Here is a 23,979-nt window from a genome sequence, read left to right as displayed (position 1 = left end):
CTGTTCTGCAAGGGGGTATAGCTCAGCTGGGAGAGCGCTTGCATGGCATGCAAGAGGTCAGCGGTTCGATCCCGCTTACCTCCACCAAGAACAGTCGAGCAAGGTGAAGTAGGGCGAAGTTGTTCTCCAGAAGCTTGGAAGTCGCAAAAAATACTTCACAAACAGCACGAAGTTGTATAGAATTTCGGTCTTCGCTGACCGGCGGCAAGTAAGTTCGCGAGACAGTAGTAAGACAGAGTCAACAAGTTTCTGTCCCCTTCGTCTAGAGGCCTAGGACATCACCCTTTCACGGTGAGTACAGGGGTTCGAATCCCCTAGGGGACGCCAGATTATCGGCGGCTGCTAGAAAGCGCTGCAGCGTTCGTCGGTGACACGGCGGATCGATAGCAAGAAAGTGGAGCGGTAGTTCAGTTGGTTAGAATACCGGCCTGTCACGCCGGGGGTCGCGGGTTCGAGCCCCGTCCGCTCCGCCAACACTTGGTTTGAATACTGCGAGCAAAAACACTCCGGCTATTGAGAGCCGGTTTTTTTTCGCCGCAGAGTTGCAAGAAGTTGAAGTCCCCTTCGTCTAGAGGCCTAGGACATCACCCTTTCACGGTGAGTACAGGGGTTCGAATCCCCTAGGGGACGCCAGATTTATCGGCGGCTGCCAGAAAGCGCTGCAGCGTTCGTCAGTGACATGACGCACCGATAGCAAGAAAGTGGAGCGGTAGTTCAGTTGGTTAGAATACCGGCCTGTCACGCCGGGGGTCGCGGGTTCGAGTCCCGTCCGCTCCGCCAGCAGAAAAGAAAAATCCAGCCTTTGGGCTGGATTTTTTTTGGCTGGTTGATTCGCCTTAATGCTGCCTTCCGTTTCGTACTCGGATGAACGGACGATCGCCCGTAGTAATGGCCATTGCCAGCCCGCCCGCACTGACTTAGTGTTGAGGCACCTGTTCTCGTGCCCGCACCCGGCGATGCTCGACCCCACCGAAGACCTCTCGCTGTATCAACTACGCCAGGCGACCATGGCCGACTTCGCATTCGCCGAAGCGCTCATGCACGACAACATGGCTGGCTACTATCGACGCCACAATCTCGTCTGGCGCGGCGATCTCTTTCTTTCCAGCTGGCGCGAATCCGAAAATTTCATCCTGCAGGCGGATGGCACGCCCATCGGCGTCATGCGTGTCACCGAAGAGGGTGACTCACTGCACATTCGCGACGTGCAGATCGCGCAAGGGTATCGCGGGCGCGGGGCGGGTACGTTCCTGCTTAACACGGCGCATCGCTGGGCGCGAGCGCGTGGGCTGGCCGAATGCCAGTTGCGCGTGTTCGTCGACAACCCCGCGGCTCGTCTATACCTGCGCATGGGCTATCGGCTGGCCGGGCCGCGTCTCGCGCAACTCGGCGCGATCCGTCACATGGTGCGACGCGTCTGACCGGTCCTCAAGCGCTGTCCGGATCGCGCGTGCTTCGATCTTCACGGCTGTCACCGTTGTCGCGCGCGAAGAAGGCACGCGGACTTTCGCCGAATGCGCGTCGGAACATCGCCGAGAAGGCACTCTGGCTCTGATAGCCGAGTTCGCGCGCCACCTGCGCGAGCGGACGGCCCTGGCTCAGCAACGGAATCGCGCGCGCGAGCACGGCCTGCTGGCGCCACTGCGAAAAGCTGACGCCGAGCTCCCGCCTGAACAGCCGCGCGATGGTGCGCGGACTGGCGCCCGCCTCGGACGACCAGCGCTCCAGATCGGAATGAGACGGATCGGCGAGCACGGCGTTGCACAGCGCGCGCAGGCGCTTCTCGTTGGGCATCGGCACCGAGAGGGGCAGAGGTTCCGAGCGGATGATCTCGTCCAGCGCGAGTGTGCCGAGCAGCCGTTCCCGCTCCGGCAAGATGGAAGCGTCATCGAGGGCGGCGATCACCTCGCGAAGCAGCGCCGACACTTCCACCACGCGGCACGCGCCGAGGCCCGCGGGCACCACGCTCGCATCGACATATAGGGTGCGCAGGTAGGCATCCTCGACGATCACCACTTCGTGCGTGACATTCGGCGGCACCCAGATGGCGCGTGAGGGCGGGACCATCCAGGTCGAATCGACGGTCGCGACGCGCAACACGCCACGCGACGTATAGGCGACTTGCGCCCACGGATGCGTGTGCAGGGCGATCCGTACGCCATAGGGCACGGGTCTGGAGCGTACGCGAATCGGATGGGCGAGCGTGGGCGCATGCTCGGGCGGGATGTCGAGATGCTCGACTTCCTCGTCCGACGATGCCGCTTCGACCAGGTTGACCATATGTGCCCGATGAATGGAGGTGCAGGTTGGCCGCACGCCGACACGCAGCTATCAGCCGACGATGTTAGCCGAAAGCAGCTATTTTTGGCCCAGCTCGCAGGCGGACTTGGCCGGCGCATAATTCGCCATCGATGAAATCAACGACAGGAGCGGCATTCCCGATGCAATACGTTTTCGTGTACGGCACGCTGCGCGCGGGCGAGGCGAACGATATCAACCAGGCGGCCGAACGGCACGGCATTGCGGCGCCTCAGTGCCTGGGCCGGGCGCACGTCCAAGGACAGCTCTTCGATTTCGGCGCTTACCCGGGCCTCGTGATCGATGACCAGGGACAGCCGGTTCACGGCGATGTGTACCGCATCGAGGATGCGCTGGTGCCGGTGCTCGATGAAATCGAGGAAGTCTATCCGGGCGTGGAAGGACTGTTCCGGGCGCACCGGCTGCACGTAGAAGTGGAGTTCGACGGCCGCAGGGACCGGCTCGACTGCATGATCTATCCCGTCACGGCGCAGGCGGTAGCGGGTCTGTCGCGCATCGAGAGCGGCGACTGGGTCGCGCATCGCGCCAGCCGAACCCGTTAAGCCGGCAAGCCAACGCAGGAAGCGCTGCTGCATATGTCCGCGCCGCCTTTGACGCGATATTGCATCAAAGGCGGCGTGAATGGCCCCGAAGCAAAAAGGGCGGTTCGATCGTTACTGGCTCGAGCCGCTCATCGCCTTGCTGTGTGACTTCTTGTGATGCATCGACTTGTGCGACGACGATTGCGAATGCATGTTTTGCGTGTTGTCCTGCTGCGACTGCAGGTTTTGCGCACGCGTTTCGATGTCGGAAATCTTGGCGGGATCGGTGCTCATGGTCACGCCTTGATCGCTCTGCGCATAAGCGCCTGTCGCGATTGCACTGAGGGACAACAGAACAGCCAGGGACACTTTCTTCATTGTTACCTCCTAGTAGGTGTTGAACCCGGGAATCGCCTGTCCGATCCGGTGGAAAAGCGCTTGGGTGTGAGCAATAAACGCTCCCGCTGCCAGCGAGCATCCTTCTTGAAGCCGAGTGTCCGCGATCCGGACCTTCCTATAATAGGCGCGGAACAGGACAGACGTGTCGGGCGATGTCCGGCGCCAGTCCAGCGCCTTGCCAGTTTTGACCGTTGAAAATCATATCGGCGGATTGTTTCAGTTGCTAGTACTGATCAATCGATACAGCCGAACCCCAGCGCTTTTCAGACGATTCGTCCGATTTCGCGACTTCGATTCAATACAGGTGCAACCAACGATACACCCTGAATCGCGCCAGCCCGACAAGTTCGTGCAGCGCGATCTCGCTCGTCTCGACACTTCCGAGGCGCGGAAGAAGCGTGACGTGGCCGCGCCGGGCGCCGGATACGTAGGGCTGGGGATCGAAGCCGAACGCCTGAAACGCGCGGAGCGAACGCCGCATGTGATAGGCGGAGGTTACGATGATCAAACGATTGTCATGTGCGCGGCCCACAATGGCAGCGACGTTGCGGGCGTTCTGCCAGGTATTGAGACTTTGGTTCTCACGCACCAGATCATCGGGCCGGACGCCTTGGGCGAGCACATAGGGCGCGTATTTGTCGGCTTCGGCCTGGCCGTGATGTTCGGGATCCCCGCCGCTCACAATCACCTTGCACGATCGCGCCGCTGCCCGGCAGTCACGGTACAGCGCGGCTGTCGCCGCAATGCGCTGCATCGAGTCGGGCTTGGGCACGAGCCCCGTGTCGCTGCGATCGGTTCCGCCGCCCATCAGCACGATGATCGTGTCCGGACCGAAGCTGGGCGCGGCCGTACGGACGTAGCCGCGCTGCGCGACAGCGAGCAGCGGCGCGGCGAACCAGCCCGCTCCGACGCCCCACGCCAGCGTCGCCATGACGATTGCGATCTGCACGCGACGGCGTCGCCATAGCGCGAATGATGCAAAAAAAAGCAGGAATAAAGTGAATAGAACCAATTTGATTGGGGTAACGTATTGGTTTTAAGACAAATCGTTTCGTCATCGCGCACATTGGGGCGCATCGGCGGGTTGGCAGCAAAGCGCGTGATCAGCGCGCTCTCATCGGGGGCTTGTAATAGAAAGCAGCACCTAACGCAAGCGGCGGCCAAACATTCGGCTGCGAGTCGCCTTGCTCGCAAACGAGATTCGGCGCGCCGCGTTTAGTCGACGTCGCGGACCGTCTTGCGACCGTCACGAGCGTCGTCATGGCTGCATAGGAAGAAAGAACGAGATGACCACGTATTCCAACGAAGCCGTACTCGAAGCACTTCGCCGAGCGCAGTATCGTCAGGTTCCCTGGGCGAAACGCCCCAATGTCTTCGATCTCCTGCGCGCGCTTGGCCTGCTGGAATTGACCCGTCAGCGTACCGTCGCGCCCGCGCCAGGCTTTCATGCCCCGGTCGACATCGCTGTCGTGACCGAGCGGGGAAAAAACGAATTCTCGAGACTTTCGCGCGACGAGCGCTCCACCGACTGGGACCTGCGCCGCACGGAACGCTACACGTTCGGCGGTCAGGAAACGCTGGCGGAGGCGAAGGTCTAGTCTGCAGGACAGCGCTTTCGTCGTCCTGTTTCGGGCGGCAAGCGATCGGCGAAGGCCGAGGGATACGCTTCGCCTGTTTGCCTGATCCAAGTCCGAATGCGGCCGCCGGAGCGGCAGCCAAAAAAAAGCCCGTATCACGAGGATACGGGCATTCCGGATCTCACTGTTGCCACGCTACGTGCATGGCAAAACCTGTGACTGTCGTTGACGAGCAGGGTTCCTTCTCGTTGTCTCGTTGCCTTGCCGCGCGAACGCGGGATCACGCGCGCACTCGTTAAAAGCCAAACCTAATGATGTTGCGGCCGTCCGTCGCGCTCGGCGTCCGGCCGTGCGCGCACATTGCTGGCGATATCGCCGCGCAGGTCGCCACGGGGCGCCGGAGGCGTCACGCTGCGCGTACGCGGACCGCCTTGGGGCGCTTCCATGGCTGCCCGGGTGCTGACATGGAAATCGGACGCGGCAGGCGGCGGCTGAGCCTGGCTCATCGCCGTCGTGCTCATCAGCGCAACCAGTGCGCCGGGGGCGAGCAGAGTCGATGCCTTCATGGCGAAATCCCTCCAAGCCCTCGTGGAGCTTGTTCGATCATTCACCAAATTAAGCGCCGGGCCGCGTCCGCGCTGTAAGGAATAGTAAAGAGTTGTTTCGCTCCACGCGTGCGCCGACGAGCTCTGCTAGCGTACAGAGCCGCACGGACCAAGCGATGGAGAGAAGAAACAGGGCGCAGGGCAAGCTTGCGCAGCAGGACGAGGAGGCATCGAGGCCGCCTGACGACGGCCTCGGCACGGCAGGATGGTCAGGCCATCTTTGCCGGAGCGCGCCACGATTCCGGGTTGGTCCAGAACGCGCCGCGCAGGCGGTCGCGGCTCGGCGGCGTGGGCGGCTTGGCAGCGCTCGAGCCGATGCGGCCGCGTAGCGACACTTCGCGGCCATTGCCCGCGAGGCGCTTGACGATCTCGGCCAGCGTGCCGTCGGCTTGCCATTCGTCGAAGCGTCGACGGCAGGTCGGCGGGGAAGGGTAGCGGCCGGGCAGCTTCGACCAGCCTTCGCCTGTCGAGAGCACCCACAACACGGCATTGACCACCGCACGCGCTTCGACGCGCGGACGGCCGCGCCGCTCGCTACGGGCCGGCTCGGCACAGAACAACGCCTCAACCAGCGCCCACTCGTTATCTCTCAAATCGTCGAACAGCACCATATCTCACCTCAGCGAAGCTAACCCCGGTGCGCTGCCCCGCGCCGCGCACTCTGGTCGGAATCCGATGAACGAATACCCAGGAAAGGCCGGAACGGATAACGGTGAACGATCATTTCGTGTTTCCGTGCAAGTGCTCCGACCTCTGTGCGCAATGAAATGCGAGAACCGTGCCATGCGTGTCGCGAAATCCGGGAAACCCGCATGGCAGTAGGCTGACGCGATGTCAGCATGGCCCGTATCAGACCCGAAATGAACCAATTAAGAAATCGGGACAATCACCAATCCAGTGCAATAGGCCCATCCGGCGTGCGTTTCCGGAATGTGCTGCACCGCAGCGAAACGGTCGTTCGCGCAACCATTCCGGCAAGGGAAACCTATAATTCCGACTGAAACAACCAAATTAATGAGCGAACGGAATGAACGCGCCCTTGAACGTGACCCTGCGGCAGCTGCGCGTCTTCATCGAGGTCTCGCGCCTGCGCAGCTTCAGCCGCGCGGGCGATGAAATCGGCCTCACGCAGTCGGCTGTCAGCCGCTGTGTGCGGGAACTGGAAGGCGAGATTGGTTTCAAGCTGATCGATCGCACGACCCGCGAAGTGCAGTTGACCGATGTCGGCCTGAACCTCGTCGGCACGGTGTCGCGGCTGCTCGCGGATCTGGACGAGGCGCTGCGCGAAGTCCGCGACCTGGGGCAGCAGCGCCGCGGGCGGGTGATCGTCGCGGCGAGCCCGACGATCGCGTGCCGGCTGATGCCGCGCGTCGTCGCTTCGTGCCTGAAGCAGTTCCCGTTGATTTCGCTCGGCCTGCGCGACGACGTCCAGTCCGACGTCCTGCGCAAGGTCAAGTCCGGCGAGGTAGATTTCGGCGTCGTGATCGGCCCGTTTGCGTCGGATGACCTGTACGGCGAGCCCGTCATGACCGATTCGTTCTGCCTCGTGGCGCGCCGCGATCATCCGCTCGGCCGCCGGGAAGCCGTGCCATGGGAGAAGCTCGCCGGCGAGCGCCTCGTGATGCTCGACTACGCCTCCGGCAGCCGGCCGCTCATCGATGCCGTCATGCGCGAGCACGGCGTCGACGCGCAGGTCGTGCAGGAGTTGGGGCATTCGGCGACGGTATTCGGGCTCGTCGAGGCGGGCGTCGGCGTGAGCGTGCTGCCGTGGCTCGCGCTGCCGTTGCCGGCGGAGTCGTCGCTGGTGGCGTTGCCGCTCGAGCCGCGGGCGGAGCGCACGGTGGAACTCGTGCGCAGGCGCGATCGCTCGCTGTCGCCGGCGGCCGAGTCGGTCTGGTCGCTGATCGCCTCGCTGCCGCGCCGTGCGGAAGATCTGATTTGAACCGGCTTGGACCGGCGCTGCGCCGCTGAACCGGCAGCGGCGCGTTAGACTTGATTTCCTTGAATCGACAACGCAACGGGGCGGGCAATGAGGGAATCGGAAGGAGCAGTGATCAGCGAATTGAGTCAACTAGGCAGCCCGCACGGATTCGGTGCGCCGAATGCGCGTGATGCCGTGCGGGCGCTGCGCCCGTCGCAGATCCGCGAAGTGGCCAACGCGGGATTTGGCGTCCCGAACGTCCTGCCGTTCTGGTTCGGCGAATCCGATCGAGTGACGCCGCCCTTCATCCGCGATGCCGCCAGCCGCGCGCTCGCCGACGGCGACACCTTCTACACGCACAATCTCGGCATCGCGCCGCTGCGCGAGGCGCTCGCCGCTTATGTGAGCGGCCTGCACGGCGCGACCTCGGCGGAACACGTCGCGGTGACGAGCGCCGGCGTCAATGCGCTGATGCTCGCGGCCCAGCTGGTGGTCGGCGCGGGCGATCGCGTGGTCGCGGTGACGCCGCTGTGGCCGAATCTCGTCGAGATTCCGAAAATTCTGGGAGCGAGCGTCGAAACGGTGTCGCTGAGTTACGGCGCACACGGCTGGACGCTCGATCTCGACCGTCTGCTGGCTGCGCTCACGCCCGACACGCGCATGCTGATGATCAACTCGCCCAACAACCCCACCGGCTGGACCATGAGCCGCGACGACCAGCGCGCCGTGCTGGCGCATTGCCGGCGCCATGGCATCTGGATCGTCGCGGACGAGGTCTACGAGCGTCTCTATTACGGCGATGACGGCGGCGCCGCGCCTTCCTTCCTCGATCTCGCCGCGCGCGACGAGCGCGTGATCGCGGTGAATTCCTTTTCGAAGGCCTGGCTCATGACCGGCTGGCGGCTGGGCTGGCTCGTCGCGCCCACTCAGCTGATGGACGATCTCGGCAAGCTGGTGGAATACAACACGTCGTGCGCGCCGTCCTTCGTGCAGAGGGCGGGCGTGGTCGCCGTCGCGGAAGGCGAGAGCTTCACGCAGTCGCTCGTCGCCGATCTGTGCGCGAGCCGCGATCACCTCGTGAGCGCGTTGCAGGGGATCGAAGGCGTCGACGTGCGCGCGCCCGACGGCGCCATGTACCTGTTCTTCTCGCTGCCGGGCGCGGCGCACAGCCTCGACTTGTGCAAGTCGCTGGTGCGCGACGCCGGGCTCGGGCTCGCGCCGGGGAGTGCGTTCGGCGCGGAAGGCGAAGGCTTCGTGCGCTGGTGCTACGCCTGCGATCCGGCGCGCCTCGATGCGGGTGTCGAGCGTCTGCGGCGCTTCCTGGCGGCGCGCGGCGCGGCGTAGGCGGAATGCCGGCAGGCCGACACTACCGGTCGGCTGCCGGCGCCGTCGAGTGAGTTTCGGCCGCGATGCTGCTTCACCTTTACGCCCCGGTTCTTTTTGCGTAATATGGCGCTCAGTCACGCGCTTTCGTCTTGGAAAGCGCCACCTCGACCGGCTGGACTGGCCCGGCGCTCGCTCACCGAACGCCCAATGCTGCCTCTCCCCGGTGCGTGCTCCCAATCAATATGACCGGTTCCGATCGGGCGAGAAATCGGGCGAGCGCGTCTTGAAATTCCGCGTACAGCTTTATCGTTCGCACCGCTTCGGTGGCGTTCGAATCTGCTCAAGCTCGCTTTGAATCGAATCATTGACCATACAGGGTTGACCCAAGCTGCATGAATACCCAAGAGGCGAAGATCGTCCTCGAGACTGCCCTGATTTGCGCGCAGGAACCGCTGAGGCTGCATGATTTGCGCAAGTTGTTCGCCGACGACATCTCGGCGGACACCGTGCGCACCTTGCTCGAAGCGCTTCAGGCCGAGTGGTCGGGCCGTGGCGTGGAACTCGTGGCGCTCGCCTCGGGCTGGCGCTTCCAGAGCAAGCCGGCGATGCGGACTTATCTCGACCGCCTGCATCCGGAGAAGCCGCCCAAGTATTCCCGCGCGGTCCTCGAAACGCTCGCGATCATTGCTTATCGGCAGCCGGTGACGCGAGGCGATATCGAAGAGATTCGGGGCGTGACCGTGAACACGCAGGTCGTGAAGCAACTGGAAGACCGCAGCTGGATTGAAGTCATTGGTCATCGCGATGTGCCGGGACGTCCGGCGCTGTATGCCACGACCAAGCAGTTTCTCGACGACCTCGGCCTGAGCGCGCTCGACGAACTGCCGGCGCTGGATAATCCGTCGGCGCAATTCGAAGCGTCGTTGCTCGCGCAGCATTCGATCGAATTTCCCGAAAGCGCGGCAACGGATGCTTCCGCTGCCGGGGAACATCAACCTGAGGCGCCGGTCAACGCCGATGAGACGCTCGATACATCGGGCGCGTCCGCCGAGCCGGAAGAGGAATCTCAGGCGCCCGCCGCAGTCCTCGAAGGACAGCAGGGCGAGAAAGACGCAGGACACGGTACGGAACCTGCGCAGGCCGCAGCGGATGGCATCGATCCGGCCGAAGCCGTTTCCGCCGAGCTTCACCCGCAACAACTGAATACCGCGCAGGATGCGCACACCGCGCCGGCTCTGACTCCGGCGCCGCGCGACGACGCGCAAGACGCGGCTCCAGTGTACGAAGACGAACTGGACAACGACTCCGAAGAACCGAAGGCGCGCCGCGCCTGACGCAAAGACGCATGGCCCCTGATCCGGAACCCGGCTCTCCATAAAGAACATTTCGAGACGACCAGCCGGACCGATCAGCGGATTTTTTGTCGCGCCCGCGATGGGCGCGCAATTCGACATTTGAGGTTGTTTTGACACACTCCCACGACAGCGATTCGCCTGAATCCGCACGCCGCGTGCACGACGCGGATGCACCCGAGTCGGCCGATGCCGGCGAACGCACGCGCAACGACGAGAATGGCGAGGGCGACGATCGTCCGCGCCGCGGTCTGCGCCGCGGGCCGCGCAGCCTGATCGCACGGCGTCGCGCTGTCGCCAAGACGAAGGGCGGCGAAGCATCGCCGGACGCGCCGGCCGCCGTGACCGAAACGCCGCCGGACGGCGTCGTGGCAGCCCAGGTGCGCACGCCGCGCAAGGATCCGAACGCAAAGGGCCCGCGCAAGGAAGGCGCCAAGCCGCGCGGCCGCAAGAACCCGCGCGCCGAAGCGGGCGAGGCCAGCGGCGAGGCGCCGCTCCAGGCTGCGGAAGCCGCTACCGGCCAGGCCGCCGCGCCTGCCCAGCCCGCACGCGAAGGCGCGCGCCGCAAGCAGGCCCAGCCGCAGCAGAAGCGCGGCAAGCGCAATGACGGCGGCCCCGCGACGGTCGAAAGCGCCGCGGCCGCAGCGGTCGACGACGTCTTCGCCTACGTGACCTCGCCGGCCTTCGACGCCGACAACACCGGCGGCGTCCGCGCACCGATGCTGCGTCGTGGCCGCGCGGCCCAGCAGCAAAAGCGCGTGCTGGAGCCGGACGATGACGCGCCGAAGCTGCACAAGGTGCTCGCCGACGCGGGCATGGGTTCGCGTCGCGACATGGAAGAGCTGATCATCGCGGGGCGCGTGTCGGTGAACGGCGAGCCGGCGCACATCGGCCAGCGCATCATGCCGACCGATCAGGTGCGCATCAACGGCAAGCCGGTCCGCCGCAAGCTCGCCAGCAAGCCGCCGCGGATCCTGCTGTACCACAAGCCGACCGGCGAGATCGTCAGCCATGCGGACCCGGAAGGCCGTCCGTCGGTGTTCGACAAGCTGCCGTCGATGAAGACGGCCAAGTGGCTCGCCGTCGGCCGTCTAGACTTCAATACCGAAGGCCTGCTGCTGCTCACGACCTCCGGCGACCTGGCGAACCGCTTCATGCATCCGCGCTATAGCGTCGAGCGTGAATACGCGGTGCGCGTGGTCGGGCAGCTGTCGGAAGGGATGAAGCAGAAGCTCCTCAAGGGCGTCGAACTCGACGACGGCCCCGCCAACTTCCTGCGCATCCAGGACGGTGGCGGCGAAGGCACGAATCACTGGTACCACGTCGCGCTGGCGGAAGGCCGCAACCGCGAAGTGCGCCGCATGTTCGAGGCCGCGGGCCTGATGGTCAGCCGCCTGATCCGCACGCGCCATGGCCCGATCGCACTGCCGCGCGGCCTCAAGCGCGGCCGCTGGGAAGAGCTCGAGGACAATCAGGTGCGCAGCCTGATGGCGTCGGTCGGACTGAAGCTGCCGACGGAGGAAAAGGGTGGACGCCAGTCCGCGCCGCGCGTGCAGCCCGACCCGATGCAGACGTCGATGGGCTTCATCACGCGCGAGCCGGTGCTGAGCTCGCATTCGCGCATGACGCAGCAGACGACGCCGGGTCGTGGCGGCCGCCGCGGGCAGCCGGGCGGCATGGCCAGCAGCTTCGGCCTCGGCGGCATGGGCGGACTCGGCGGCAATACGGGCAACGCAGGCAATGGCGGCGGCGCGGGTCGTCGCGGCGGCCGGGAGCCGAACGGCAATCGCATCGGCCAGGAGCCGAACGGCAATCGCGCCAACGGCGGCGGCCGGCCGGGGCAGCGCGGCGCGCGTCCGCAAGGCAATACGCAGGGCATGGCCGGCGCCGGCAAGCGTCCAGGCAACAACGCACCGCGCGGCAATCGCTCGGGCGGCGGTCAGCCGGCCGGCGGGCAGGGCAAGCCGGGCGGCGCGAATCGCGGCGCGCGTAATCGCTCGCGCGGGCGTTAAGACGCGGAGCAAGGCGGGAGCGAGCAGGCGCCAGCCCGCCTTCGTTCCCACGCGCAGCGACGGCGAACGGCCTTGCAGCACCGGGATCAGACGCGTTGAAACCGGCATCAACAGGGCTTCAACGGGCCTGAAAGCGTGCCGTACGTTTGCGTTCGTCGCGAAAAACGGCTAAAATTACGAAGTCGCTGGGCACGTAGTTTTTCTGCTGCCCGGGTGCGACCTGGTTGAAAAAGATGGGCATTGGCCCATTTTTTTTTGGCTTTTCGGTTCGGCATCTCGGGAGCAGGGGTGCGCGCCCGCATGTAGGCGCTGCCCGCGGGTGTTTCGGCGTGGAGCGCGCGAACACCTTGGAGTTACTGTGCAACTGACGGAATTGATAGAAACCACGGTCTCGGGCCTCGGCTACGAGCTTGTCGATCTCGAACGGTCGGGAGGCGGGTTGCTGTGTGTGTATATCGACCAGCCGGCCGGTATCGCCATCGAAGACTGTGAGAAGGTCACGCGCCAGCTCCAATATTTGTTCGAAGTCGAGAACATCGACTACGGCCGGCTCGAAGTCTCGTCGCCAGGCCTCGATCGGCCGCTCAAGAAGCTGGCCGATTTCGAGCGCTTCGCGGGAAGCGAAGTCGCCATCACGTTGAAAAAACCGCTGGACGGGCGCAAGTCGTTCCGTGGCATCTTGCACGCCCCCGAAGGCGAAACGATCGGATTGGAATTTGAAGGGAAGGACGGCGCCGCGATGCTGGATTTCACGCTCGCGGACCTCGATCGCGCACGTCTCGTCCCCAAGGTTGACTTTAGGAGCCGCAAACAATGAGTCGCGAAGTATTGATGCTGGCGGATGCGCTGGCACGCGAAAAGAACGTCAACAAGGACGTCGTGTACGCAGCGCTGGAAGCTGCGCTTGCTTCTGCTACGAAAAAGCTCTTCGAAGAAGACGTGGACATCCGCGTCGCGATCGACCGCGAAAGCGGCGAGCACGAAACCTTCCGCCGCTGGCGCGTGGTGCCGGACGAAGCCGGTCTGCAGGAGCCGGATCAGGAAATCCTGCTGTTCGAAGCGAAGGAACAGAAGGCCGACGCGGAAGTCGACGACTTCATCGAAGAGCCGATTCCCTCCATCGAATTCGGCCGCATCGGCGCGCAGGCCGCCAAGCAGGTCATCCTGCAGAAGGTGCGCGACGCCGAACGCGAGCAGATCCTGAACGACTTCCTCGAGCGCGGCGAAAAGATCATGACCGGCTCGGTGAAGCGCCTGGACAAGGGCAACTTCATCGTCGAATCGGGCCGTGTCGAGGCGCTGCTGCGCCGCGACCAGCTCATCCCGAAGGAAAACCTGCGCGTGGGCGACCGCGTGCGCGCCTACATCGCGAAGGTGGACCGCACCGCGCGCGGCCCGCAGATCGAGCTCTCGCGCACCGCGCCCGAGTTCCTGATGAAGCTGTTCGAACTCGAAGTGCCGGAAATCGAACAAGGCCTCCTGGAAATCAAGGCGGCTGCGCGCGATCCCGGCGTGCGTGCGAAAATCGGCGTGATTGCCTACGACAAGCGCATCGATCCCATCGGTACCTGCGTCGGCATCCGCGGTTCGCGCGTGCAGGCCGTGCGCAATGAGCTCGGTGGCGAGAACGTCGACATCGTGCTATGGTCGGAAGACCCCGCGCAGTTCGTGATCGGCGCACTCGCGCCGGCAGCCGTCCAGTCCATCGTCGTCGATGAAGAAAAGCACTCTATGGACGTCGTCGTGGACGAGAACGAGCTCGCCGTCGCCATCGGCCGCGCAGGCCAGAACGTGAGACTCGCAAGCGAACTCACCGGCTGGCAGATCAACATCATGACGCCGGACGAATCGGCGTTGAAGCAGAACGAAGAGCGTGGCAAGTTGCGCGACCTGTTCATGGCGCGTCTGGATGTGGACGAGGAAGTCGCCGACATCCTGATCGACGAAGGCTTCACGAGCCTTGAAGAAATCGCGTACGTGCCGCTCAACGAAATGCTCGAAATCGAAGCCTTCGACGAAGACACCGTGCACGAGCTGCGCAACCGCTCGCGCGATGCGCTGCTGACCATGGCCATCGCCAATGAAGAGAAGGTGGAAGGCGTCGCGCTCGACCTGAAGAGTCTCGAAGGCATGGACAACGAGCTGCTCGCGAAACTCGCCGAGCACCAGGTTCAGACCCGCGACGACCTCGCGGAACTGGCAGTCGACGAACTGGTTGAAATGACCGGTATGGAAGAGGATGCCGCTAAGGCGTTGATCATGAAAGCACGTGAACACTGGTTCCAGTGAGAAATGACCATGGCGCACTGATATTTGGCGGCCTGTCTGGCCGCGTGACCCCGATCTAACCGCAAGGATCTGTCCTTGCATCAAGAGGAATGAATGGCGAGTAACAACGTAGCCCAATTTGCCGCGGAACTAAAAATGCCTGCAGGCGTACTGCTGGAACAACTGCAGGCGGCTGGCGTACAGAAAGCGAGCGCGAACGACGATCTCTCCGAGACGGACAAGGCGCGCCTGCTCGATCATTTGCGCAAGTCGCACGGTTCCGCCGATGCCGACAAACGCAAGATCACTCTGACCCGCCGGCATACGTCGGAGATCAAGCAATCCGACGCAACGGGTAAGGCTCGCACCATTCAGGTCGAGGTGCGCAAGAAGCGTGTGTTCGTGAAGCGCGACGAGCCCGGCATGGAGCAGGGCGAAGCGGCGTCGAATCACGTCGAGGAACCCGAGGTCGACGAAGCCGAACTGCAGCGGCGCGAGGAAGAAGCGCGCCACGCCGCCGAGCAGCTCGAGCGCGAAGAGCGCGAGCTGAAGGAGCGTCAGGCGAAGCTCGAGCAGGAAGAGTCCGAGCGCCGTGCCCGCGAGGAAGCGGCGGAAGCCGAACGTCGCAAGCAGGAAGAGGAAGCGGAGCGCCGTGCGGCGGCCGCGGCCCAGGCGGCGGAAATCTCCCGTGCAGCGCAGACCGCGCGTCAGGAAGCCCGCGAGGAAGCGCGTGAAGAAGCGCGCGCCCAGGCAACCGCCGAGGCCAAGCAAAACGAAGACGCGCAGCGTGAAGCCGCGGAAAAGGCTGCCGAAGAAAAGGCCGCCAGCGAACGCGCCGCGCAACGCGAAGCCGCCAAGAAGGCGGAAGAAGACGCACGTGCTGCGTCGGAAAAGGCGCGTCTCGAGCAGGAAGCCATCGCGAAGCGTCGTGCGGCGGCCGAAGCCGAAGCGCGCGCCATCCGCGAAATGATGAACACGCCGCGCAAGGCGCAGGTGAAGGCGCCGGAACCGGCGCCCGCCGCGAAGCCGGCCGAAGCGGCGAAGGCCGCCGAGGCCAAGGGCACGCTGCACAAGCCGGCCAAGCCGGAAGGTGCGCAGGCGGCCCGTCCGGCAGTGGCCAAGCGCCCGGCGCCCGGCACCACGGCAGCGCCCGCCTCCACGGCGCCCGCAGGCGCCGGCGACAAGAAAAAGGCCGGCGGCAAGGGCGGCTGGCAGGACGACGCATCGAAGCGCCGCGGCATCAAGACGCGCGGCGACAGCAGCGGCGGTGTCGATCGCGGCTGGCGCGGCGGTCCGAAGGGTCGCGGCAAGCATCAGGACCAGAACACGTCGTTCCAGGCGCCGACCGAACCCATCGTGCGCGAAGTGCACGTGCCGGAAACCATCTCGGTGGCGGATCTCGCGCACAAGATGTCGGTTAAGGCTTCGGAAGTCATCAAGGTGATGATGAAGCTCGGCCAGATGGTCACGATCAACCAGGTGCTGGACCAGGAAACGGCGATGATCGTCGTCGAGGAACTGGGCCATCGCGCGGTCGCGGCCAAGCTGGACGACCCGGAAGCGCTGCTGATCGAAGGCGAAGCCACGGAAGACACGGCCGAGAAGCTGCCGCGTCCGCCGGTCGTCACGGTCATGGGTCACGTCGATCACGGCAAGACCTCACTACTCGACTACATTCGTCGCGCGAAAGTGGCGGCGGGCGAAGCGGGCGGCATCACGCAGCATATCGGCGCATATCACGTCGACACGCCGCGTGGCGTCATCACCTTCCTCGACACGCCGGGTCACGAGGCCTTCACGGCCATGCGTGCGCGCGGTGCGAAGGCAACCGACATCGTCATCCTGGTGGTTGCCGCCGATGACGGCGTGATGCCGCAGACGAAGGAAGCCATCGCTCACGCGAAGGCGGGCGGCGTGCCGATCGTCGTCGCAATCAACAAGATCGACAAGCCGGATGCCAACCCGGACCGCGTGAAGCAGGAACTCGTCGCGGAAGGCGTGGTGCCGGAAGAGTACGGCGGCGATTCGCCGTTCCTCGAAGTGTCGGCGAAGACCGGCAAGGGCATCGACGACCTGCTGGAAAACGTCTCGCTGCAGGCCGAAGTGATGGAACTGACCGCGCCGGTGGAAGCCGCCGCCAAGGGTCTCGTCATCGAAGCGAAGCTGGACAAGGGCAAGGGCGCGGTCGCGACCATCCTCGTGCAGTCGGGCACGCTGAACCGCGGCGACGTGGTGCTGGCCGGCAGTGCATATGGCCGCGTGCGCGCCATGCTGGACGAAACCGGCAAGCCCACGAAGTCGGCGGGTCCGTCGATCCCGGTGGAAATCCAGGGTCTGTCGGAAGTGCCGGCGGCGGGCGAAGAAGTCATCGTGTTGCCGGACGAGCGCAAGGCGCGCGAAATCGCGCTGTTCCGTCAAGGCAAGTTCCGCGACGTCAAGCTGGCCAAGCAGCAGGCCGCCAAGCTCGAGAACATGCTCGAGCAAATGGGCGAAGGCGAAGTGCAGAACCTGCCGCTCATCGTCAAGGCGGACGTGCAGGGCTCGCAGGAAGCGCTGGTGCAGTCGCTGCTCAAGCTTTCGACCAGCGAAGTGCGCGTGCAGATCGTGCACAGCGCGGTCGGCGCGATCAGCGAGTCGGACGTCAACCTGGCCACGGCTTCGAAGGCGGTCATCATCGGCTTCAACACGCGTGCAGATGCTCAGGCGCGCAAGGTGGCCGAGGCGAACGGCATCGACATCCGCTACTACAACATCATCTATGACGCAGTGGATGAGGTGAAGGCGGCAATGTCCGGCATGCTCGCGCCGGAGAAGCGCGAGACGGTGACGGGCATGGTCGAGGTGCGCCAGGTGATCCGCGTGCCGAAGGTCGGCCTGATCGCGGGTTGTATGGTCACGGACGGTGTGGTCAAGCGTTCCTCGTCGGTGCGCGTGATCCGCAACAACGTCGTGATCCATACCGGCGAGCTGGATTCGCTCAAGCGCTTCAAGGACGACGTCAAGGAAGTGCGTCAGGGCTTCGAGTGCGGTATGTCGATCAAGAACTTCAGCGACATCGTCGAAGGCGATCAGTTCGAAGTCTTCGAAGTGACCGAAGTGGCACGTACGCTGTAATGCGCTGAGCCGCTGGATAGAGGGCGGGGTGGGCCTGAAGGCTCGCTCCGCCTTTTTCATTTGCAGCGGCGCGAAAGAGATATGGAAACAAACATCATGGCTAAACGAAAGACCTCCGCGAACCGCAATGTGCAGATTGCGGACCAGATTCAACGCGACCTGTCGGAGCTGATGCGCGAAGTGAAGGATCCGCGCATCGGGCTCGTGACGATCCAGAGCGTCGAGCTCACGCCGGACTACGCGCACGCGAAAGTCTATTTCACGACGCTCACCGGCGATCCGCAACAGACCCAGGAAGGGCTGAATCACGCGGCCGGGCATCTGCATAATCTGCTGTTCAAGCGCCTGCACATCCACACGGTGCCGACGCTGCATTTCCACTACGACAAGACGATCGAGAAGGCGGTGGAGATGTCGCGCCTGATCGACGAAGCGAACGCGACGCGCGCGAAAGACGCCGACGACGGTCAGGAAGGCGCGTAAGCCATGAGCGGTTCGGAGAAACAGTCGCGGCCGAAGCTTCCGCGCCGCGCGCTGGATGGCGTGCTGCTGCTGGACAAGCCGCTCGGGCTGTCGAGCAACGACGCGCTGATCAAGGCGAAGCGCATCTACCTCGCGAAGAAGGCCGGCCATACGGGCACGCTCGATCCGCTCGCAACCGGTTTGCTGCCCTTGTGTTTCGGCGAGGCGACGAAGTTTTCGCAGGATCTGCTGGAAGCCGACAAGACCTACGAGGCGACCCTGCGTCTGGGCGTGCGCACGACCACTGGCGACGCCGAAGGCGAGGCGGTGCAGACGCGCGACGTGACCTGCGACGAAGCGGCCGTGGTTAGCGCGATGCAGCAGTTTCTCGGCGACATCGTGCAGATTCCGCCGATGTACTCGGCACTGAAGCGCGACGGCAAGCCGCTTTACGAATACGCGCGCGCGGGTCAGACCGTGGAGCGCGAGGGACGTCCAGTGACGATCCACGCATTGCAGATGCTGGCGTGCGCGTTGCCGCTCGTTACGTTTCGCGTGACGTGCAGCAAGGGGACGTACGTGCGCACGCTTGCCGAGGACATCGGCGAGACGCTGGGGTGCGGCGCGCATCTGACGGCGTTACGACGCACGGGCGTCGGCGCGCTGACGCTCGAACACGCGGTCACGCTCGATGCGCTCGCCGATCTGAGCGAAGCGCAACGCGACGAACGGCTTCAGCCGGTGGACGCGCTGCTGTCGACCTTTCCCGAGATTCGCCTCGATGCCGACGCGGCGAAGCGCTTCCTGCACGGCCAGCGTCTGCGGCTCGCGGACCTCGTCTCGTCGCCATTCGATGACGGACGCGTGCGGGTCTACACGCAGGAAGATGGCCGGCTGTTGGGCGTGGCGCGCGCGGGCGAGGGCGTGCTGGCGCCGGAACGGTTGATCGTTACGGCGCAATAAAGACAAAAGCCTGGATTCTCATCCAGGCTTTTGTCATTGCAGCATCCGCAACGCGTTCAATGCGCTCAGTGCGCAGCCGATGCCGCCGCCGCCGAATCCCCGCCGCCCGAGCGTTCGGGCCGCGTGATCCAGATCAGCGCGATCAGCGCGATGAAGATACCCGCCGAGATATAGAACATGTCGTTCACCCCGAGCTGCGCGGCCTGCTGGGTCGCCATGCTGTTGAACAGGCCGTAGGTCTGCTCCTGCGAGAACCCCATGCCGTTCAGTTGCTGCATGGAATTCGCGAAGTTCGGATTGAAAGCGTTGGCCTGTTCCGTCAGTTGCACGTGATGCACGATGGTCCGATGCTCCCACGCCGTCGAGAAGATCGACGTGCCGATGCCGCCGCACATGATACGCACGAAGTTGGAGAGACCCGACGCTGCCGGAATCCGGTGCCCCGGCAGCCCCGACAGCGTGATGGACACGAGCGGAATGAAGAAGCCCGCCATCGCGATGCCCTGGATCAGCGTGGGCAAGGTCAGCGACCAGGTATCGACGCCCGTGGTGTAGCGCGAGCGCAGCCAGAAACACAGCGCGAAGACGATGAAAGCGGCCGTCGCAATGCGGCGCGGATCGGTGCGCGGCAGGAACTTGCCGGTGATCGGCGAGAGCAGCACCGCGAACAGTCCGACCGGCGCCATCACGAGCCCCGCGTCGGTCGCGGTGTAGCCGATGACCGTCTGCAACCACAGCGGCAACAGCACCAGATTGCCGAAGTACAGCCCGTAGCCCACCGACAGCGCGATCGTTCCGCCCGAGAAGTTGCGCAGCGCGAACAGCGACAGGTCGACCACCGGATGCTCGGCCGTCAGCTCCCACACGATGAAGAACGCAAACGCGATCACCGCGACCAGCGCAAGGACGACGATCGTCGTGGAGTTGAACCAGTCGAGATCCTTGCCCTTGTCGAGCATGACCTGCAGCGAGCCCACCCAGATCACGAGCAGCGCCAGGCCGACCGAATCGATCGGCGCCTTGCGGATCGCCGAGTCGCGGTCGCGGAAGATCGCGAAGGTCGCGCCTGCCGCGATGATCCCCACCGGGATGTTCACGTAGAAGATCCACGGCCAGGAAATGTTGTCGGAGATCCAGCCGCCGAGAATCGGCCCGGCGACCGGCGCGATGAGCGTGGTCATCGACCACATCGACAGCGCGACCGGCGCCTTCTCGCGTGGATAGCTCGCGAGCAGGAGCGTCTGCGACAGCGGGATCATCGGTCCGGCCACGGCGCCCTGCAGCACGCGCGCGGCGAGCAGGAAGGGCAGCGTCGGCGCGAGGCCGCACAGCCAGGACGCGATCACGAACAGGATGATCGAGCCGAGGAACAACCGCACCTGGCCGATGCGCTGCGTGAGCCAGCCGGTGAGCGGCACCGAGATGGCATTGGCGACGGCGAACGACGTGATGACCCACGTGCCCTGGTCCGACGACACGCCGAGGTCGCCCGAGATCGACGGAATCGAGACGTTCGCGATCGACGTGTCGAGCACGTTCATGAAGACCGCGAGCGACACGGCGATCGTGCCGATGACGAGCTTCGCGCCCGACAGCGGCGGATGGACGACGTTTTGCGTAGACATGACGCGGGCCCGCTTACATCAGCTTGGTGGCCGAGGCGGACTGGGTCGCCTTGCCGCGCGGCTTGCTCGACGAGCTCGACGACGTCGATGCCGCCGCGCCCTGCGAACCCGTACCGGTACCCGCGTTCTGCTGGATGATGCGTGCGATTTCCTGGTCCGCTTCCGCGCCATACTTGTCGAACACGTTGGTCTGGTAGACCGTGTTCTGCGCGTTGCCGAGCTGGCCGCCCTGGTCGTTCTTGATGGTCACGTCGACGTCCATCGACAGGCCGATGCGCAGCGGATGTTGCTCCAGTTCCTTCGGATCGAGTTCGATCCGCACCGGCAGGCGCTGCACCACCTTGATCCAGTTACCCGTCGCGTTCTGCGCGGGCAGCAGCGAGAACGCCGAACCCGTGCCCGCCGAGAAACCGACCACCTTGCCATGGAACACGACGCCCGAGCCGTACAGATCGGCCGTGAGCTCGACCGGCTGGCCGATGCGCATGTGCTTCAGCTGCACTTCCTTGAAGTTCGCATCGACCCACACGGCGTTCAGCGGAACGATGGCCATCAGCGGATTACCCGGCGAGACGCGCTGGCCGACCTGCACCGAACGCTTCGCCACATAGCCCGTCACCGGCGCCGGCAGCGTGTTGCGCGCGAAGTTGATGTACGCGTCGCGCACCTTGGCGGCGGACGCCAGCACGTTCGGATGATCGGCGATGGTCGTGTTCGCGGTCAGCGAGCGGTTCGACGCCAGTTCCTGCTGGGCCGCATCGAGCGATGCCTGTGCGCCGCGCACGGCGTCGCGCGCATGGGAGATCTCTTCCTGCGACACGGCGCCGGTCTGCGCGACCATCATGCGGCGCTTCAGGTCGTCCTGCGCGCGCTGAAGGTCCGAGCGGCGCAGCGCGATCTGCGCTTCGTACTGGTTGTTGTTGACGAAGAAGGTGCGGACCTGGCGCACGGTCTGCGCGAGGTTCGCTTCGGCCTGGTCGAGCGCGACCTTCGAATCTGCCGGATCGAGCGCGACCAGCGGATCGCCGACCTTCACGGTCTGCGTGTCGTCGGCGTTCACGGAGATGACCGTGCCCACGACCTGCGACGTGATCTGCACGACGTTGCCGTTCACGTAGGCGTCGTCGGTGCTTTCGTGGAAGCGCGCGACGAGGAAGTAGTACAGCCCGTACGCGACGGCGGCGAGGATGATGACGAGCACGATCAGCGTCATCAGCCGACGGCGTTTGCCGTTGCCCGCTTTCTGCGCGGGCGCGGCCGCGGCGTTTTGTTGAGGGTCGCTCATGAAATGACTCCGAGTATTCCTGTTATGTCCTGATGCGTGTTCTGTGTGTGCGCTTTATTGCGCCGGCGCCGTGGCCTGATTCGTGGCCTGATTTGCCGCCTGCTGCTGTCCGCTGCCGTCGATCGCCAGATTGCTGCTGGCGGCGTCGAAGCCGCCGCCGAGCGCCTTGATCAGCGCGATCTGCAAGTCGGTGCGCTTCAGCCGCAGGTTCGTCAACGTCTGCTCGTTGGCGAGCCGGTTCGAATCGGCGTTCAGCACCTGCAACTGCGGCGAGAGTCCCGCCTTATAGCGGATCACGGCGAGCTGATACGCGCTCTCCGCAGCCGCGAGGGCGCGCTGGGCGTCGGCGGTCTGCTTGTTGAGCGAGCGGATGGCCGAGATGTTGGTGGCCACGTCGTTCATCGCGTTGATCAGCGTCTGGTTGTAGTTCGCGACATCGCCCTCGAAGTCGGCGTAACGGCCCTTTAACTGTGCGCGCAGGGCGCCGGCGTCGAAGATCGGCAGATGCACCGCCGGCCCCGCCTGGATCTGCCGGCTGCTCGATTGCAGGAAGCGGCCCCAGCCGAACGCATCGAAGCCGAAGCCGGCCGCGAGATTGATGTCCGGGAAGAACTCGGCCTTCGCTTCCTTGATGTTGTGCGTCGCGGCTTCCACCTGCCAGCGCGCGGCGACGATATCCGGGCGGCGCGCGACGAGATCGGCGGGGACGTTGTCAGGCAGGGTCACGTCCACTTTCTGATCGAGTGCGGGTTTCGCGATCTGCAGGCCGCGGTCCGGGCCTTTGCCGAGCAGCGCGGCGATCTGATAGCGCACCGTCTCGATCTGGCCATCCAGTTCCGAGAGATTCGTCTGGCTGGTCGCGACATTGCCTTCCGCGGTGCGCCGTTCGACGTTCGTATCGATGCCGGCCGCGACGCGTCCGTCGGTGATGCGACCGACATCCTGGCGGTTGGCGATCTCGCGCGCGGCGACGTCGCGCAGCGCGTAGAGCAGCGCGAGCTGGTTATAGGTCCGCGCCACCGAGGCCGCGAGCGTCACGCGCGCCTGCTGCATGTCGGCTTCGGCGGCCTTCTGCTGCGAGACCGCCTGATTCAGCCGTGCGCGGTTCTTGCCCCACAGGTCGAGGTCCCACGACGCGCTCGCCAGCACGTTGTTCTCGCTGAACCAGGTGCCGCCGTAGGGCGGCGGGAAGAGGGCATTGCCCGAATAGAGTTCGCGGGTCCACGAATAGGAGCCGTTGACCTTCGGATACAGCGCCGAGCGCGAGGTTTCGATGTACGACGACGCCTTCGCGATACGCGACTGCGCCTGCGCGATGGTCGGGCTGTCGGCGAGCGCTTCGTCGATCAGCTGCGGCAGTTGCGGATCACCGAACTGCCGGGCCCAGTCGAGCGTCGGCCACTGGCCGCCCTGGCTGGGCACGCTTTCGCTTGCCGCGAAATTGTCGGGCGTGGCGATGGTCTTGTCGCTGGAAATGCCGGCGTAGTTCGCGCAGCCCGCCACCACGAAGGCGGCCGCCGCAGCCACGGCGGCGCTTCTGGCGCGGCTGAGCGGCCGGGCTCCGGAGCGAAGCGCGGACAAGGAGAGGTGTTTCATTTCCCGTCTCTCGAGATGAGCATCAATAATGGACATTGCAATCAGTTTGCAAGCTGGCGATCGGCGATTTGCTTGTCATCGCAAGGAACTGGCGGCACGGTCGGTGGCGCAGGCCAGGCCGGCCACCGACGGGTCGCACGAGTTCGCGAGGATGCGCCGCAGCATGCTTTTCAGGAAGCCCGCTTCCTCGGGTGTGAAGCCGGTGAGCAGGTGATCGAGCACGCGCGTGAAGATGGCCGGCACCCGCTCGGCAGTGGCGTGGCCTTCGTCGGTCAGCGCGAGCCGCACGACACGCCGGTCTTCCTCGCTGCGTACCCGCGACAGCAATCCGCGCTTCTCCAGCCGGTCGATGAGCCGCGTGACCGCGCTGGCGTCGATGCCGTATTCACGCGCGATATCGGCGGCCGTCACGCACTTGCCGACCGCCAGCATGAAGAGAATGCTGGCCTGCGTGCCGGTGATGTTGAGTTCGGAAGTGGTGTGCTGCGTGACCATGTTCCACATGGTCGAGCGCACGCGGCCGATCAAATACCCGACGCTCTCGTTAAGCACGTATTCGCTGATCGCGGTGGATTTCGGGGCGTCGCTCATGAGAAAACTTGGTGCGCTTGCAATAGTTGACTAGGCAGGATTA

At 64.6% G+C, this 23,979-nt stretch carries 21 protein-coding genes and 5 tRNA genes; 17 read left to right on the top strand and 9 right to left on the bottom strand.

Annotated elements, in window-relative coordinates:
• The first annotated feature begins 11 nt into the window (after positions 1-11).
• The 6 genes from QCE83_RS08320 to QCE83_RS08295 all read left to right on the top strand — a co-directional run bounded on the left by QCE83_RS08320 (position 12) and on the right by QCE83_RS08295 (position 1,421).
• Positions 12-87: transfer RNA gene (locus QCE83_RS08320), tRNA-Ala, on the top strand.
• A gap of 164 nt (positions 88-251) precedes the next feature.
• A tRNA-Glu gene (locus QCE83_RS08315) sits at positions 252-327 on the top strand.
• A 69-nt stretch (positions 328-396) separates the two neighbouring features.
• Positions 397-473, top strand: a tRNA-Asp gene (locus QCE83_RS08310).
• A gap of 84 nt (positions 474-557) precedes the next feature.
• A tRNA-Glu gene (locus tag QCE83_RS08305) sits at positions 558-633 on the top strand.
• A gap of 70 nt (positions 634-703) precedes the next feature.
• Positions 704-780 (top strand) — tRNA-Asp (locus QCE83_RS08300).
• 176 nt (positions 781-956) lie between these two features.
• Positions 957-1,421 carry a GNAT family N-acetyltransferase gene (locus QCE83_RS08295; RefSeq protein ID WP_309808616.1) on the top strand — a complete coding sequence of 155 codons (465 nt, stop codon included), beginning with the start codon at positions 957-959 and terminating at the stop codon, positions 1,419-1,421.
• Between the two features lie 7 nt (positions 1,422-1,428).
• Here QCE83_RS08295 and QCE83_RS08290 read toward each other — a convergent pair whose 3' ends face one another.
• Positions 1,429-2,280, bottom strand: coding sequence for a helix-turn-helix transcriptional regulator (locus QCE83_RS08290; RefSeq protein ID WP_309808614.1), 852 nt, complete (start codon positions 2,278-2,280; stop codon positions 1,429-1,431).
• Positions 2,281-2,441: 161 nt separating this feature from the next.
• Between QCE83_RS08290 and QCE83_RS08285 the strand changes: the two genes are divergently transcribed.
• On the top strand, positions 2,442-2,861 hold the full coding sequence (locus tag QCE83_RS08285; protein ID WP_309808612.1) for a gamma-glutamylcyclotransferase family protein: 420 nt from the start codon (positions 2,442-2,444) through the stop codon (positions 2,859-2,861).
• Between the two features lie 111 nt (positions 2,862-2,972).
• On the opposite strand, the gene QCE83_RS08280 is transcribed toward QCE83_RS08285, so the two are convergent.
• Both QCE83_RS08280 and QCE83_RS08275 read right to left on the bottom strand, forming a co-directional pair.
• A complete protein-coding gene (locus QCE83_RS08280) occupies positions 2,973-3,218 on the bottom strand; it encodes a hypothetical protein (RefSeq protein ID WP_309808610.1) in 246 nt (81 codons plus the stop codon).
• Between the two features lie 316 nt (positions 3,219-3,534).
• On the bottom strand, positions 3,535-4,188 hold the full coding sequence (locus QCE83_RS08275) for a YdcF family protein (RefSeq protein WP_309808607.1): 654 nt from the start codon (positions 4,186-4,188) through the stop codon (positions 3,535-3,537).
• A 337-nt stretch (positions 4,189-4,525) separates the two neighbouring features.
• On the opposite strand from QCE83_RS08275, the gene QCE83_RS08270 reads away from it, so the two are divergent.
• Positions 4,526-4,837 carry a hypothetical protein gene (locus tag QCE83_RS08270; protein WP_309808605.1) on the top strand — a complete coding sequence of 104 codons (312 nt, stop codon included), beginning with the start codon at positions 4,526-4,528 and terminating at the stop codon, positions 4,835-4,837.
• 287 nt (positions 4,838-5,124) lie between these two features.
• Here the strand turns inward: QCE83_RS08270 and QCE83_RS08265 are convergent, their stop codons facing one another.
• On the bottom strand, positions 5,125-5,382 hold the full coding sequence (locus QCE83_RS08265; protein WP_309808603.1) for a hypothetical protein: 258 nt from the start codon (positions 5,380-5,382) through the stop codon (positions 5,125-5,127).
• Between the two features lie 248 nt (positions 5,383-5,630).
• Entirely contained in the window at positions 5,631-6,032 is a 402-nt protein-coding gene (locus QCE83_RS08260; protein ID WP_309808600.1) for a transposase, read from the bottom strand.
• Between the two features lie 428 nt (positions 6,033-6,460).
• Here QCE83_RS08260 and QCE83_RS08255 point away from each other — a divergent pair, with 428 nt between their 5' ends.
• The 9 genes from QCE83_RS08255 (at position 6,461) to truB (ending at position 18,839) form a co-directional block, all read left to right on the top strand.
• Entirely contained in the window at positions 6,461-7,363 is a 903-nt protein-coding gene (locus QCE83_RS08255) for a LysR substrate-binding domain-containing protein (protein WP_309811562.1), read from the top strand.
• An 87-nt stretch (positions 7,364-7,450) separates the two neighbouring features.
• Positions 7,451-8,686, top strand: a complete 1,236-nt coding sequence (locus tag QCE83_RS08250; protein ID WP_309808597.1) for a pyridoxal phosphate-dependent aminotransferase — start codon at positions 7,451-7,453, stop codon at positions 8,684-8,686.
• Positions 8,687-9,060: 374 nt separating this feature from the next.
• A complete protein-coding gene (scpB, locus tag QCE83_RS08245) occupies positions 9,061-10,002 on the top strand; it encodes an SMC-Scp complex subunit ScpB (protein WP_309808595.1) in 942 nt (313 codons plus the stop codon).
• Positions 10,003-10,133: 131 nt separating this feature from the next.
• Entirely contained in the window at positions 10,134-12,032 is a 1,899-nt protein-coding gene (rluB, locus tag QCE83_RS08240) for a 23S rRNA pseudouridine(2605) synthase RluB (protein ID WP_309808593.1), read from the top strand.
• 358 nt (positions 12,033-12,390) lie between these two features.
• The gene (rimP, locus tag QCE83_RS08235; RefSeq protein WP_309808592.1) at positions 12,391-12,849 is read left to right on the top strand and encodes a ribosome maturation factor RimP; all 459 of its coding nucleotides are present in this window, start codon (positions 12,391-12,393) and stop codon (positions 12,847-12,849) included.
• Positions 12,846-14,321 (top strand): transcription termination factor NusA, encoded by a 1,476-nt coding sequence (gene nusA, locus QCE83_RS08230; RefSeq protein ID WP_309808590.1) that lies wholly within the window; start codon positions 12,846-12,848, stop codon positions 14,319-14,321. The genes rimP and nusA overlap by 4 nt, the downstream gene beginning before the upstream one ends.
• Before the next feature lie 93 nt (positions 14,322-14,414).
• Positions 14,415-17,414, top strand: coding sequence for a translation initiation factor IF-2 (infB, locus tag QCE83_RS08225; protein ID WP_309808587.1), 3,000 nt, complete (start codon positions 14,415-14,417; stop codon positions 17,412-17,414).
• A 96-nt stretch (positions 17,415-17,510) separates the two neighbouring features.
• Positions 17,511-17,897, top strand: a complete 387-nt coding sequence (gene rbfA / locus QCE83_RS08220; protein ID WP_309808585.1) for a 30S ribosome-binding factor RbfA — start codon at positions 17,511-17,513, stop codon at positions 17,895-17,897.
• Positions 17,898-17,900: 3 nt separating this feature from the next.
• A complete protein-coding gene (truB, locus tag QCE83_RS08215; RefSeq protein ID WP_309808583.1) occupies positions 17,901-18,839 on the top strand; it encodes a tRNA pseudouridine(55) synthase TruB in 939 nt (312 codons plus the stop codon).
• A gap of 65 nt (positions 18,840-18,904) precedes the next feature.
• Here the strand turns inward: truB and QCE83_RS08210 are convergent, their stop codons facing one another.
• From QCE83_RS08210 to QCE83_RS08195, 4 genes are all read right to left on the bottom strand, one after another.
• Positions 18,905-20,464 (bottom strand): DHA2 family efflux MFS transporter permease subunit, encoded by a 1,560-nt coding sequence (locus tag QCE83_RS08210; RefSeq protein ID WP_309808581.1) that lies wholly within the window; start codon positions 20,462-20,464, stop codon positions 18,905-18,907.
• A 13-nt stretch (positions 20,465-20,477) separates the two neighbouring features.
• Positions 20,478-21,749, bottom strand: a complete 1,272-nt coding sequence (locus tag QCE83_RS08205) for an EmrA/EmrK family multidrug efflux transporter periplasmic adaptor subunit (protein ID WP_309808579.1) — start codon at positions 21,747-21,749, stop codon at positions 20,478-20,480.
• 54 nt (positions 21,750-21,803) lie between these two features.
• Positions 21,804-23,345 (bottom strand): efflux transporter outer membrane subunit, encoded by a 1,542-nt coding sequence (locus QCE83_RS08200; protein WP_309808577.1) that lies wholly within the window; start codon positions 23,343-23,345, stop codon positions 21,804-21,806.
• 75 nt (positions 23,346-23,420) lie between these two features.
• Entirely contained in the window at positions 23,421-23,936 is a 516-nt protein-coding gene (locus QCE83_RS08195) for a MarR family transcriptional regulator (protein ID WP_309808575.1), read from the bottom strand.
• Positions 23,937-23,979: the final 43 nt, after the last annotated feature.

Origin of the sequence: Caballeronia sp. LZ034LL (assembly GCF_031451215.1) — a bacterium.
Taxonomy (GTDB): domain Bacteria; phylum Pseudomonadota; class Gammaproteobacteria; order Burkholderiales; family Burkholderiaceae; genus Caballeronia.
This window is presented reverse-complemented; position numbering and strand designations above follow the sequence as displayed.

Bases quoted from the DNA above. Each gene is read 5' to 3' on its own strand.
- QCE83_RS08280 (WP_309808610.1), bottom strand. From the start codon at position 3,218: ATGAAGAAAGTGTCCCTGGCTGTTCTGTTGTCCCTCAGTGCAATCGCG.
- QCE83_RS08210 (WP_309808581.1), bottom strand. From the start codon at position 20,464: ATGTCTACGCAAAACGTCGTCCATCCGCCGCTGTCGGGCGCGAAGCTC.
- infB (WP_309808587.1), top strand. From the start codon at position 14,415: ATGGCGAGTAACAACGTAGCCCAATTTGCCGCGGAACTAAAAATGCCT.
- QCE83_RS08295 (WP_309808616.1), top strand. From the start codon at position 957: ATGCTCGACCCCACCGAAGACCTCTCGCTGTATCAACTACGCCAGGCG.
- scpB (WP_309808595.1), top strand. From the start codon at position 9,061: ATGAATACCCAAGAGGCGAAGATCGTCCTCGAGACTGCCCTGATTTGC.
- QCE83_RS08205 (WP_309808579.1), bottom strand. From the start codon at position 21,749: ATGAGCGACCCTCAACAAAACGCCGCGGCCGCGCCCGCGCAGAAAGCG.
- truB (WP_309808583.1), top strand. From the start codon at position 17,901: ATGAGCGGTTCGGAGAAACAGTCGCGGCCGAAGCTTCCGCGCCGCGCG.
- QCE83_RS08265 (WP_309808603.1), bottom strand. From the start codon at position 5,382: ATGAAGGCATCGACTCTGCTCGCCCCCGGCGCACTGGTTGCGCTGATG.
- nusA (WP_309808590.1), top strand. From the start codon at position 12,846: ATGAGTCGCGAAGTATTGATGCTGGCGGATGCGCTGGCACGCGAAAAG.
- QCE83_RS08290 (WP_309808614.1), bottom strand. From the start codon at position 2,280: ATGGTCAACCTGGTCGAAGCGGCATCGTCGGACGAGGAAGTCGAGCAT.
- QCE83_RS08250 (WP_309808597.1), top strand. From the start codon at position 7,451: ATGAGGGAATCGGAAGGAGCAGTGATCAGCGAATTGAGTCAACTAGGC.
- QCE83_RS08285 (WP_309808612.1), top strand. From the start codon at position 2,442: ATGCAATACGTTTTCGTGTACGGCACGCTGCGCGCGGGCGAGGCGAAC.
- QCE83_RS08270 (WP_309808605.1), top strand. From the start codon at position 4,526: ATGACCACGTATTCCAACGAAGCCGTACTCGAAGCACTTCGCCGAGCG.
- QCE83_RS08195 (WP_309808575.1), bottom strand. From the start codon at position 23,936: ATGAGCGACGCCCCGAAATCCACCGCGATCAGCGAATACGTGCTTAAC.
- rbfA (WP_309808585.1), top strand. From the start codon at position 17,511: ATGGCTAAACGAAAGACCTCCGCGAACCGCAATGTGCAGATTGCGGAC.
- QCE83_RS08260 (WP_309808600.1), bottom strand. From the start codon at position 6,032: ATGGTGCTGTTCGACGATTTGAGAGATAACGAGTGGGCGCTGGTTGAG.
- QCE83_RS08200 (WP_309808577.1), bottom strand. From the start codon at position 23,345: ATGAAACACCTCTCCTTGTCCGCGCTTCGCTCCGGAGCCCGGCCGCTC.